The 11917-nt window shown below is 69.2% G+C and carries 12 protein-coding genes and 1 pseudogene; 7 read left to right on the top strand and 6 right to left on the bottom strand.

The annotated features are described in order from the left end of the window. Window positions 1-54 precede the first annotated feature (54 nt). Window positions 55-1008 (top strand): VOC family protein, encoded by a 954-nt coding sequence (locus tag NO889_RS04880; protein ID WP_256411144.1) that lies wholly within the window; start codon window positions 55-57, stop codon window positions 1006-1008. 19 nt (window positions 1009-1027) lie between these two features. Here NO889_RS04880 and NO889_RS04875 read toward each other — a convergent pair whose 3' ends face one another. Continuing rightward, complete coding sequence (locus tag NO889_RS04875) at window positions 1028-1546, bottom strand: hypothetical protein (RefSeq protein ID WP_256411143.1); 519 nt, start codon at window positions 1544-1546, stop codon at window positions 1028-1030. Between the two features lie 199 nt (window positions 1547-1745). Between NO889_RS04875 and NO889_RS04870 the strand changes: the two genes are divergently transcribed. Both NO889_RS04870 and NO889_RS04865 read left to right on the top strand, forming a co-directional pair. Next, window positions 1746-2021 (top strand): cytochrome C oxidase subunit IV family protein, encoded by a 276-nt coding sequence (locus NO889_RS04870; protein WP_256411142.1) that lies wholly within the window; start codon window positions 1746-1748, stop codon window positions 2019-2021. Between the two features lie 104 nt (window positions 2022-2125). Beyond that, complete coding sequence (locus NO889_RS04865) at window positions 2126-2875, top strand: GNAT family N-acetyltransferase (RefSeq protein ID WP_256411141.1); 750 nt, start codon at window positions 2126-2128, stop codon at window positions 2873-2875. Window positions 2876-3171: 296 nt separating this feature from the next. Here NO889_RS04865 and NO889_RS04860 read toward each other — a convergent pair whose 3' ends face one another. Beyond that, a complete protein-coding gene (locus tag NO889_RS04860; RefSeq protein WP_256411140.1) occupies window positions 3172-4164 on the bottom strand; it encodes an NAD-dependent epimerase/dehydratase family protein in 993 nt (330 codons plus the stop codon). Between the two features lie 83 nt (window positions 4165-4247). Then, complete coding sequence (locus NO889_RS04855; protein WP_256411139.1) at window positions 4248-4403, bottom strand: hypothetical protein; 156 nt, start codon at window positions 4401-4403, stop codon at window positions 4248-4250. 80 nt (window positions 4404-4483) lie between these two features. Between NO889_RS04855 and NO889_RS04850 the strand changes: the two genes are divergently transcribed. Further along, the gene (locus NO889_RS04850) at window positions 4484-5089 is read left to right on the top strand and encodes a zinc ribbon domain-containing protein (protein WP_256411138.1); all 606 of its coding nucleotides are present in this window, start codon (window positions 4484-4486) and stop codon (window positions 5087-5089) included. 64 nt (window positions 5090-5153) lie between these two features. On the opposite strand, the gene NO889_RS04845 is transcribed toward NO889_RS04850, so the two are convergent. After that, window positions 5154-5807, bottom strand: a complete 654-nt coding sequence (locus NO889_RS04845) for an alpha/beta hydrolase (RefSeq protein ID WP_256411137.1) — start codon at window positions 5805-5807, stop codon at window positions 5154-5156. A gap of 64 nt (window positions 5808-5871) precedes the next feature. After that, window positions 5872-6342: a DUF5799 family protein gene (locus NO889_RS04840; RefSeq protein ID WP_256411135.1), complete on the bottom strand. Its 471-nt coding sequence runs from the start codon at window positions 6340-6342 to the stop codon at window positions 5872-5874. 92 nt (window positions 6343-6434) lie between these two features. On the opposite strand from NO889_RS04840, the gene NO889_RS04835 reads away from it, so the two are divergent. Together NO889_RS04835 and NO889_RS04830 are read left to right on the top strand one after the other, a co-directional pair. Beyond that, complete coding sequence (locus NO889_RS04835) at window positions 6435-6848, top strand: halocyanin domain-containing protein (RefSeq protein ID WP_256411134.1); 414 nt, start codon at window positions 6435-6437, stop codon at window positions 6846-6848. 3 nt (window positions 6849-6851) lie between these two features. Beyond that, window positions 6852-7028: pseudogene (locus tag NO889_RS04830) on the top strand (DUF726 domain-containing protein); the annotation flags it as partial. A 391-nt stretch (window positions 7029-7419) separates the two neighbouring features. Here NO889_RS04830 and NO889_RS04820 read toward each other — a convergent pair. After that, entirely contained in the window at window positions 7420-8097 is a 678-nt protein-coding gene (locus NO889_RS04820) for a DUF1405 domain-containing protein (protein WP_256411132.1), read from the bottom strand. Between the two features lie 327 nt (window positions 8098-8424). Here NO889_RS04820 and NO889_RS04815 point away from each other — a divergent pair, with 327 nt between their 5' ends. Then, complete coding sequence (locus NO889_RS04815; protein WP_425498814.1) at window positions 8425-11898, top strand: ATPase, T2SS/T4P/T4SS family; 3474 nt, start codon at window positions 8425-8427, stop codon at window positions 11896-11898. Window positions 11899-11917 lie beyond the last annotated feature (19 nt).

The raw sequence follows: 11917 nt of genomic DNA, 5'->3' as shown, positions 1-11917 counted from the left end.
CCGGTTTCGATCCCGTCAGCGCGTGTACAAGTGCTCTCGGCGCGTAGTACGAGTATGACCCAGACCCTCGGGACGCCAGGGATCCACCACGTGACCGCGATCGCCGGCGACCCGAACGCCAACCACGCCTTCTACACCGAGACGCTCGGCCTCCGACTCGTCAAGCGGAGCGTCAACCAGGACGACGCGGGCGTGTACCACCTGTTCTACGCCGACGACGCCGGGTCGCCGGGGACGAGCATGACGTTCTTCCCGTACGTCGGGGCCCGATCCGGCCGCGTCGGCACCGGGCAGGCCTCGACGGTGTCGTTCACGGTCCCGGCCGCGTCGGTCGACTACTGGGCCGAGCGGCTCGCCGGCCGCGGCGTCGACGTCGAGACGGGCGAGCGGTTCGGCGACGCGGTCGTCGCCTTCGCCGATCCCGACGGGCTCCCGCTCGAGATCGTCGGCCGCGAGGACGCTCCCGCGGGGGATCCGCCGGCGGGCCCCGTTCCCGCCGAACACGCGATCCGGGGGTTCTTCTCGGTCGACCTCTCGCTCTCCGACGCCGACGCCACCATCGACCTCCTGGAGGCGATGGGATACGAGCAGACCGACGGCGACGAGGCGAGCCACCGCCGTCGGTTCGAGGCCGACGGCGACCGCGGCTTCGTCGTCGACGTCGTGACCGATCCCGCGACCGCGCAGGGGACCCCGGGTGCCGGGACGGTTCACCACGTCGCCTACCGCGTCACGGACGAAGAGCAGGAGGAGTGGCGGGGGCTGCTTCGGGAACACGGGCTCAGCCCGAGCGAGGTGATCGACCGGAAGTGGTTCCGGTCGGTGTACGCCCGCACCCGCGGCGGCGTGCTCTTCGAGTTCGCGACGGCCGAGCCCGGCTACGACGTCGACGAGCCGCGGTCGTCGCTCGGCGAGCGGCTCGTCTTACCCGACTGGCTGGAGGGCCGCCGCGAGGAGATCGAGGCCGGGCTTCCGGAGCTCGAGACGGGCGCGCCGACGCCGGAGTAGGCGTCGGTTTCCTGGAGACCTACCGCAGGAACGCCCACCGCACGTCGACGAGCTGGTCGCGCTCCCCGCTTATCGTCGGCCGCGCGAGGTGGTCGTTGGCGTCGACGCCGCGGTCGGCGAGTCCCCGAAGGGCCTCCTCGAGCGAGCGCTCCGACCGCTCGACGCTGGCGTCGCGGACGTACGGCACGTCCCGCGGCTCCGCTGCCGAGTTCGCGATCTCGATCCGGTCCGTGAGGTCGCTCCCGAACGCGTAGGGGGGCTGGTGGAACTCCCAGCCGTTCACGGTGACGAGCAGCCAGACGTCGCCGTGGACCGCGTGGTACTCCCCGGCCACGGCGTCCGGATTGCGGGCGACGATACGATTCAACACCTCCGTTTTCGTCCGGTACAGCGCGTCCTTCCGGGCGGAAGCGACGTTGCTCTCGGTGACGTCGCCGCGGTCGTAGGCGGCGGTCGCCTCGTCGGCGAGCCGCTTCGCGACCTTGTTCACCACGTAGAGCGATTCGAGCAGGTCGTCGTCGGGTTCGATCGGGTCCACGATGGGGTCTCCGGGTTCGCGATCGATGACGGATCGGTGCGTCTCGGGCATAGGCGTTTCGGGCGGCGGCCTGCGGTCGGTCGTCGATCGCTCACGGACGAGGCCCGTCTTCCACGGACGTGGCCACCGCCACCTCCGGGCGATTCCTCCCCTCGGATGGTTACTTCTTTAAGCACGCGGACGAAGGTGCTCTCAAGAAATGTCGTCCGACTCCGTCAAACTGTACTCGGCGATATACGTCGCGCTCCTGCTCGCGGCGATTCTGAACTTCGTTCTCTTCGAGGTCGAGCTGTTCGGCTTCACGTACTGGGAGGCGTTCGCCGGAACGATGCTCCTGTCCGTGATCAAGACGGTGCTCATCGTCGCGTACTTCCAGCACCTGCGCTGGGAGAACCCCTCGCTGACGTACCTGATGGGGCTCGCGCTCGCGTTGACCATGCTGCTCATGGCCGCGGCCGCCTACTCGATCTCGTGAGCGTCCCGTGAGCGCGTCGCGGGAACGACGGTGCCCGTCGTGAGCCGGACGCCGGGATTCGTTTCGGCGCGGAACTTTTTGTAGCCGCGGCGACACGCCTCCGTATGGACCTGCGAGCCGCAACCGTCGACGACGTCGGATCGATCCGCGAGGTAGCGCTAGCGTCGCTTTCCGCCTCGTACGGCCACGCCGTCGACGAGGCGCTGCTGTCGGAGGCCGTCGAGAACTGGTACGGGGTTGACGACGTGGGGGAGGCGGTCGCCGACCCGGACACCGTCTTTCCGGTCGCGGTCGTCGACGCCGCGGTCGTCGCGTTCGCGGAGAGCTACGTCGTCGACCGCCGCGAGCGAGTCGGCGAGATCGACTGGCTCCACGTCCATCCGGACCACCGCGAGTCGGGGATCGGCTCGGCACTGCTCGAACGCGTCGAGGACGAGCTGCGCGACCGCGACGTCGACAGCATCGAGGGGAAGGTCCTCGTCGACAACGAGGCCGGGACCGCCTTCTACGAGCGCGAGGGGTACGACCTCTCGGGCGAGCGCGTCGTCGACATCGGCGACGAGGAGTTCCGCGAACGACTCTACCGCAAGCGGATCGGCCGCGAGGGGGGACTTCGAGAGGGGATCTACGAGACGGCCGACGGCGAGACGGTGTACGTCGCCTTCGACGAGAGCGAGCGCGGCTCGAAAGCGCCCTTCTACGTCGCGTACGCCGACGCCGACCACGAGACTCGCTACGGCTACTTCTGCGGGAACTGCGAGGGGACGAACGTCGCGATCGACACGATGGACGCCGTCGAGTGTCTCGACTGCGAGAACCGACGGAAGGCGGCGCGGTGGGACGCGGCGTACTGACGAGTCGACGCCGCTCCGATCTCCTCCGTGGTTGCCCGCTCGATGGCGGTTTGGAGGGCCCCGGCCGCTCGGCTGTACGCGGTTGCCGGCGCGGTCGACTCCACCAAAGCCCCACCCGACCGCACGGCCCCGCACCTCACGCCTCCCCGGCCTCGTTGCTCGTGCCCTACCGGGCGCTCGCAGGCGCAGGGAGAGAGCTTCGCTCTCGCGTAAATCCGGCGGTAGAGCCGCCGGCGACAGCGAGGCGCTACGCGCCTCTGGAAGCCGGACTACGTCCGGCGACGCCGACCGCAGAGCTACAACGTGTCTTTCACGCCGAGTACTCGCTCCTCGGCGTCGCGTCCTGGGTCCCACTCGCTCCCGTCGCGGTCCGAGTCGCGGTGGTCGGCGACGCTCCGCGCCATCGCCTCCTCGACGGGCGTCGACTCCCAGCCGAGGTCGGCGAGCGCGCAGGTGTCGAGCAGGTGCGGGTACTCCCGGTAGAGCGTGAAGTCCGTCGGCTCGAGGCCGCCGGCGGCGAGCGCGTCCGCGCTCGCGGGCACGACCGTACACGTCGTGTCGGCGACCGCGGCGATCGTCTCCAACGTCTCCTCGAGGGTGAGCGCCCGGCGGTCGCCGACGTTGTAGGCGGTCCCCGCCTCGCCGCGCTCCGCGACGATCCGGAGCGCGCTCGCCACGTCCTCGACGTACGCCCGATGCCAGAGGTTCTGTCCGTCGCCGGGGACGACCGCGCGGTCGTAGGTGAGGACGCGGTCGATCCAGTAGTCGAGCCGCTCGGTGTAGTCGTGGGGACCGTACACGATACACGGCCTGACGGCCATGGCGTTGACGCCGTCCTCGGCGGCCGAAAAGACCGCCCGGTCTCCGGCGGCCTTCCGGTTGCCGTAGGTGGCGTCGCCGTCGTCGGTCGCCTGTTCGGGCGTACACCCCTCGAGCGGCGTCTCGCCCTCGCGTTTCGGGACGTGCTCGGCCGCGTAGGCGGCTCCCGAGGAGACGTACACGTAGGCGTCGACGTCGGCGAAGATATCGGTCGCCGCCTCCACGTCGGCGGGGTGGTACGCCACGCAGTCGATCACGACGTCGGGCTCCGCGGAGCGCCTCGCGGCCTCCAGGTCGCGGTCGTTCGTGCGGTCGCCCTCGACGTGAGAGACCCGGTCGTCGTCCGCGAACGGGTCCTCTCGGTTCCCGCGGGTCAGCGTCGTGACCCGGTAGCCGTTCTCGGTGAGGTCCGCGACCGCGTGTCGGCCGATGAACCGCGTGCCGCCGATGACGAGCGCCGTGTCGGTCATACCGCCCCTCCGGCGGGCGTCGACAAAAGCGTGGCCGATGCGGAATCGGGGATCGTCTCCGCGGTCCGCGGGCCGCGTCGAGGCTAGTCGTCCGCCTCGCCGTCGGTGTCGCGCGGTCCGTCGCCGCGCCACCGCCTGTACAGGAGGTACGCCACCACGAACCCGCCGCCCCAGTAGGCGACGGCGAGGAGAGCCATCCGCAACCCCGTGAGGAGCTCCGTCGTCGGGATCCCGACCATACGTCGACTCGGCGTCTCGGAGGCATAAACGCTCCGAGGGAGGGACAACTACACGGCCCCGGAGTCCGTACCGGCGACGCATGAGCGAGATCCGTCGACGGCGACCGTGGCTCGCCGTGTTGTTGGCGCTGTTGATATCCGGACTCGGCCACGCGTACCTCCGACGGTGGGCCCGCGCGTTCGGGTGGTACGTGGTGATCACGGCGACGCTCGTCCTCCTCGTGCCGGACGCGGCCGTCGATCGGCTGCTGGCCCGCGAGGCACCGCCGCTCGCCGATATCGCGCCCGGCCTGCTCGCGGTGCTCGCCAGCGTCGTCGATGCGTACGTCCTCGCGGTCCGGAACAACCGGCGTTACGACCGACAACGGGGAGCCGGCGGCGAGCGCACCGTGGAGACGGGAGGGAAGACGGGAGCTGGGAGGACGGGAGCCGGGGAGACGGGAACCGGGACGGTCGAGCGGGCCGGGGCGGACGGCACCGTGACCGACGAGTCCGACGCCGGGTCCGCCGGTCCAGAAGGCGAGAGAAGGGCGAGGCGAACCGGCACCGACGCCGAGGGGAAGCCGCCGGGGGCGGTCCCGTCGACGATCAAGTGTCCCAACTGCGGGCGCAAAACGGACGCGGATCTCGACTTCTGTCACTGGTGTACCGAGCCGCTCGACGCTCCCGACGGGCCGGCGGAGTGACCCGGATCCGCCGTCCCTCACCCTCCCGCGCGTCGTCGTCCTCCCGCCTGGCATCGGTGCGTCCTCACGCGACCCGCGCGCCGACGAACGCGACCACGTCGGCGAGTTCTTCCCGGCCGATCCCGTGACCGGTCGCGTACGTCTCGTAGGTCACGTCCACGCCGAGTTCGGTCAGCCGGTCGACGGCCGCCTCGGCTCTCGATTCGGGGATCACCCGATCGCCCGTGCCGGCACCGACGAAGACGGGCTTCCCCTCGATCCCGTCGGGTGCCAGCTCCGCGTGTGAGTCGGGGAGGTAGCCGTGGAGCCCGACGACCCAGTCGTAGGAGTCGGGGCCCTCGAGGAGGAGCGAGAGGCTCGTGATCGCACCCTGGCTGAACCCGAGCAAGCCGATCCGGTCGGCGTCGAGGCCGTAGGCGTCGATCGCGGCCGCGACGCTCTCGTCGACCAGATCGAGACTCCGCCGGAAGTCCGCGGCGTGCGGCTGACTCTCGTGGAGCCCGCCGCCGGAGAGGTCGAGCTCGTACCACGTGTAGCCGCCCTGGAGCGGGTCGGGCGCGCGGAGGCTGATCACGTGGAGGTCGTCGGGGAGCGACTCCGCGACGGGAAGGAGGTCCTCCTCGTCGGCACCGCGACCGTGGAGCACGAAGACCGCCGGAGCGGGAGCGGCGTCGTCATCGGGAGCGACGTGAACGTGTTCGAGCGGGATATCGGTCATGGGGAGCCGTTCGCCGGCTCGGCGGTTGTATCCGTCGGCCGCGGCAGCGGGCCGCAGACGTCGGTCACTCCTGGTAGGCGACCCGTACCTGATCCCACTTGCCGACCTGCTCGAGGTGCGCTTGAAGCTCCTCGGCGTACTCCTCGAGGAGCCGTTCGGCCGCCTCCAGCTCCTCGTCGGTCGTGCCGCCGCTCCCGCCGCTCCCGCCGAGGCCGAGCGCGCCCTTGATCGAGTCGAGGATCCCGTCTCCCGTGCCGCCGGAGCCGCGGCTCGCGCCGTCGGGACCGCCCCCGCCGCCTATCGCGGCGACCTGCGACCGGACGTTCTCCAGTTCGGGCATGATCGCCGGGAGGTTCGAGGTGTCGGCGACGATCCGCGCCGCCTCGGGGTCCTCGGAGTTCTCGATCTCGAACTCTGCCGCGGTCATGATCAGTCCCCACTCCTGGCTGGAGAACCGGGAGGCCATCACGCGGTCGTTGAACTCGGTGTCGACGGTCATCCGCTCGCCGACGATCGCGTCGGTCCATTCGCTCATACCGGCTCCTTCGGCGCTGTCGGTGAAAAACCCGTTCCCATCGCCGGGGAGCGGTCGAGACGTTTTACTCGATCGCCGCCCTCCCCCGCGACATGGTCGAACGAAGCCGTCGCGCGCTCGTCGGATCCTGCGGTGCCGCCTCGATCGCCCTTCTCGCCGGCTGTGCCGGACTGACCGGCGGATCGGGCGGTGGTGACGGGACCGACGCGGACCCGGTCGACCGGACCGGCCGGGAGACGGTCGAGGTCGCCGTCGGGGCCGAAAACGGGCTCTCGTTCGCTCCCGCGAACGTCCGGGTCGACGTCGGGACGACCGTGATCTGGGAGTGGACCGGCGAGGGCGGCGGGCACAACGTCGTCGACGTCGACGACGCGTTCGAGTCCGAACTGACCGACGAGGCCGGCCACACCTTCGAGTACACGTTCGAGGAGACCGGGACCGTCGAGTACGTCTGTACGCCGCACCAGACGCAGGGAATGCGCGGGATCGTCGAAGTCGTGGAGTGAGGGTATCGCGCTTCGGATCGGACTCGCGCAATCGGTCATGGGAGTCTCGCAGCGTCGGCGACCGCGCCGGCCGGGCACGCGGATGTCGACGTCACCGATCTGGTTGCGGACCACTACTCGTACGTTCAACCGGAGGAAGAATGTCTGCCGCAAGTGGTCGGTCGAATTGGGGGCGGGTGAGTGAACTCTCGGCAAGGGAGGTCACTTACCGTGGGTAATATCCCATCTCAGCGGTGCCGTGGGACTCCCGCGTCTTCGGGCGCGGGAGGATGTCAACACGAAGTGTTTCAACGAGCGCATCGTCGGGCTCGATTTTGAATTCGTGGAACGAGTTGGCCGGGCCGTCCACTGAATACAGCGCTGAGTCACTGTTCTCTGGGATCTCGTTCTGATGAGTATCCTCTTGGACGACAACCGGTTGACTGGGGACCCGGTTAGAACTGCTGTCTCCTGTCATATGACGTACGCCGTATAATTATCTTTCTTCAAGGCGCGAATCTCGCGTCGATGGTCGTCCTCGTTGAACGCATCGACCGCTAGTGTAAGCGAGTCTCACCGCGCCGCTCGCGTCTCACGCCGACTCGGCGTCCAGCCGCCGGAACGACCGGCTCGCGAGCCACACGCAGAGCCCGGCGATCCCGAGGGTGGCGAGTGCCAGGCCGACGCCCGGCTCGTACAAAAGCGGTGGGTAGTAGCCGGCCCAGTAGTCGACGACGACGTTCGCGACGCCGAGCGCGCCGGCGACAGCCAGCGCACCGCGAGTCGTCCGGCCGAACGCGGGGAACAGCAGCGCGAGGCCGACGAAACACAGGTGCGTCCCCAACACGCCCCAGTAGTAGATCCACGCGTCGGGGGCGGTCACGTACGACTCGAACGCCAGGTTCAGGGAGACCAGCGGCCACAGCCCGAACTGGACGAGCCAGACGAACGAGAGCGTGTGGAGGTACGCGAGGGGACGGTTCGTCGGCGTCTCGGTCACCGGCTCGCCGGAGCCGACGGTCGGAAGCAGCGTCGCGAGCGAGAGCGCGCCGAGCGCGACCGCCACCGCGGAGTCGGCGTACAGCGGCCACAGGACCGTCGGGACCTCTCCGAGGGTGCCGGCGTAGTAGTCGACGCCGATGAGGAACATGAACGCCGTCAGCGCGAACACGACGGCGAGGCTGCGGGGATCCCCGAGCAGCTCCTCCGCGATCGCGTCGCGCACCCGTCGGCGAACCGCCCGATCGCGCAGCCGACGGAGACGAGTCACGTCCCCGAGTGCGCGGAGGAACGGCTAAAAGTTCACGCTCCCGACACCGAGGTTATCAAACCCGGATATTTGCGAGACACCTTTTTCAACGGGAGACGAGTGGTTCGCTCTATGGACGGAGGGGACGCGGGGAACGACCCCGTCACCGACGGGGACGGTGACGGGGGGGAGAGGGCGGAAGCGACGCCCGCGTCAGACGACGGTACGAGTGCGACGAACACGACGAGTACGACACGGAGGACGAGCACGGTGCCGACCTCCGGCGACCCCGTCAGGGTCGGCCGGTACACCTGGCAGGAGTTCCTCGAGGGGCGCGGCGACGACGGGATCGCCGAAACGCTGTACGAGTGGGTCCCGAACGTTCCCTCGGTGCCGGCGAGCGCGGTCAAGGGGCGGTTCGACGACGCGAACCGTACGGGGACCCTCCGGGCGGTCGGCGTCGTGGAGCCCTTCCTGGCGGACGGCAAGACCGCTGTCGACGGCCACGGAACGCCCGAGAAGGGGACGCTCGTCGTCGGCGACCGCGATGTCGTCGTCGACGGTCGTGCCGTCTTCGAGGACCGCGCCGCCTTCGAGGAAGGCACTGCTTTCGACGACCGCTCCGGGGACGGGGACGCCCGCGGGTCGGATCCCGACCCCGACGACGGGGATCCCGACCCCGACGACGAGCCGGCCGAAACGGACGGCGCGTCTGAGTCGGTCGTCGTCTCCGGCACGGACGTCGAGCCGGTTCCGGCCGGCCCGCCGACGGATCTCGACTGGGACCGCGTCGCGTTCGATCCCGCCGAACTCCTCGGATTCCACCCGACGGAGGCCGCGGGTCGGGTCCGGTCGGCCGCCGCGGTCGGCGAGGTGTTGTGGGACCGGTGTCACGCCCGGTACGACCTCTACGAGATGCCGGTCCTCAAGGGGTACTACACGTGGGACGACTACGCCGACGAGTACTTCCACGACGAGGAGGGGACCCCCCCGACCGACGAGGAGGGCGAGCCGCTGGCGTTCACCCACGAGGACAAGGTCGACGCGTTGGGGTTCGATCCGGACCGGATCGGCGAGGCGCTCGCTGCCGGCGGGGACGCCGCGAGCGACCTCGCAGCGCTGGTCGACGAGCGAACCGTCGACGTGAACCCCGACGTCGACGAGGACGCGTTCTTCTCCACGGCCGACGGGGCGACCACCTTCGTGAACCGGTACGACCTCGAGAAGGCGGTCCCGATGCCGAAGAAGACGCACTTCCGCGAGGAGGAGCGCTACTGGGTGAACGAGCCGTACGCGTTCGTGATCGTCTTCCGCTCGACGAAGGAGAACGAGCGGAAGTACTACGCGGTCCAGCCGTACCTGACGCGGATCGAGACGGACCTGATCGAGTTCCTCACGGGGAAGCTCCGGACGTCGATCAAGTACGCCGACGAGTCGATCGCGGGCGGCGACGAGGCGTTCCGCGAGGGCGTCATCGCCGAGGAGACCCGAACCCTGCTCGACCGGTACGGCCTCTACGAGGAGACGTCCGGGACGAACGAGTTCGTGAGCGACCTCCTCGGCCGGATCGACCTCGACCGGTTCGGGATCGACCCGACCGAGGGGCTTCCGGGACGGCTCGCCGGGGCGGTCGGCTACCGTCCGCCGGAGGACGGGAACGCCGCGGGTGAGGGCGCCCCCGTGACCATCAGCGCGCGTCCGGAGCCGGCGGTGCTCGAGGAGGACGCACGGACCCTCTCGGCGTACCAGGTCGAGAAGCTGTTGTACTACCTCAAACGCGACTTCATCGGGTACGAGCGGATCGACCCGATCAAACACGACATCAACGTCGAGGACATCTCCTGTGACGGGTACGACTCGCCGGTCTTCGTCTACCACGCCGACTACGAGCAGATCATCACCAACGTCTACCACGGGACCGACGAGCTCGACGACTTCGTGGTGAAGCTCGCTCAGCGCTCGGGCAAGGGGATCTCGAAGCGCCGACCGCAGGTGGACGCGACCCTTCCTGACGGCTCGCGGGCGCAGCTCACGCTCGGCAGGGAGGTCTCCGATCACGGAACCAACTACACGATCCGGCAGTTCAACGACGTGCCCTTCACGCCGATCGACCTCATCAACTGGCGGACGTTCTCCCTCGAACAGATGACGTTCCTCTGGCTGTGTATCGAGAACAACAAGAACCTGATCTTCGCGGGCGGGACCGCCTCCGGGAAGACGACGAGCCTGAACGCGGTCTCGCTTTTCATCCCCTCGAACGCGAAGATCGTCTCGATCGAGGACACCCGCGAGGTCGAACTCCCCCAGCGCAACTGGATCGCCTCCGTCACGCGCCCGTCCTTCTCCGACGACGACAAGGGCGACGTCGACGAGTTCGACCTGCTCGAGGCCGCGCTCCGGCAGCGCCCCGACTACATCGTGATGGGCGAGATCCGCGGCGAGGAGGGCCGGACCGCCTTCCAGGTGATGTCGACGGGCCACACCACCTACACGACGTTCCACGCCGACTCCGTCGGCGAGGTGCTCAAGCGGTTCACCACCGACCCGATCAACGTCTCGAAGACGATGTTCACGGCGCTCGATCTGGTGTCGATCCAGACGTCGACGCGGGTCAAGGGACGGAAGGTCCGTCGGAACAAGTCGCTCACCGAGATCAACCACTACGACGCCGAGAACGACGAGATCAACGTCCAGGACGTCTTCCAGTGGCAGGCCGAGACCGACGAGTTCCTCCGGATGGGCGACTCGAACGTCCTCGAGGAGATCATGTTCGACCGGGGGTGGAGCCGGGCCACCCTCGACGAGGAGCTTCGCAAGCGCCGGATCGTCTTGGCGTACCTCATCGACCGCGGACTCAACAGCTATGCGCAGGTGGCCGCGACGTTCCAGGCGTTCATCAACGATCCCGAGACCGTCCTCGCGCTGATGGCCAACGACGAGCTGGAGCGCTCGCTGGAGGACCTCCGGGAGATGGAGTCGGTCCTGATCGACGTCGACCGGGACAAAGAGGAGATGGTCCCCCGACCCGATCCCGACGAGGACGGACGGGAGGAGGCGGCGGCGATCCTCGCGGACGCCGAGGACGTGTTCGAGACCTACCGCGGGTCGGTCCCCGACTCGGTCGCCGACGCGCTGCTCGCGGTCGATCCCGCCCGCGGCGTCGAGGCCCGCCCCGACGACGAGCGGGAGGCCCTGGAGGCGATCGCGGCCGACGCCGCCGCGATCGAGGCGGAGGCAAACGAGGCGTCCGAGGCGAGAGCGGGCGCCCCGTCCGAGGCGAGCGGGCCGACCGGCGGCAGCGACGTTCCCTCCGACGACGGCTCCGCCGACGGCGACATCGACTTCGGCCGCCCGTTCGGCGACGGGATCGACGTGGTCGGACCGGTTCCCGAGGCCGACGCCGGGGCGGACGACCTCGTCGGAGGCGGCGCGTCGATCGAGGGAACGCCGGCGGACTCGATCGATCGCGGGTGGGACGACGCGACCGACGAGGGAGACGTGGACTCGGACGAGAGCGAGACCGAAGGTGAGGAGGACTGGACCGAAGGTGAGGAGGACTGGACCGAAGGTGAGGAGGACTGGACCGAAGGTGAGGAGGACTGGACCGAAGGTGAGGAGGACTGGACCGAAGGTGAGGAGGACTGGACCGAAGGTGAGGAGGACTGGACCGAAGGTGAGGAGGACTGGACCGAAGGTGAGGAGGACTGGACCGAAGGTGAGGAGGACTGGACCGAACGCGCAGACGAGGACGCGGACGACGCCGGCCCCGCCGACGACGGGTGGGGGTTCGAGTCCGTCGAGCCCACCGAGGAGGAGGGGTGACGCCGTGAGTTCCCATCGG

Source organism: Halorubrum rubrum (genome assembly GCF_024494685.1).
Classification (GTDB): domain Archaea; phylum Halobacteriota; class Halobacteria; order Halobacteriales; family Haloferacaceae; genus Halorubrum; species Halorubrum rubrum.
The sequence above is the reverse complement of the archived record's forward strand: the minus strand, read 5'-3'. Positions and strand labels throughout refer to the sequence as shown.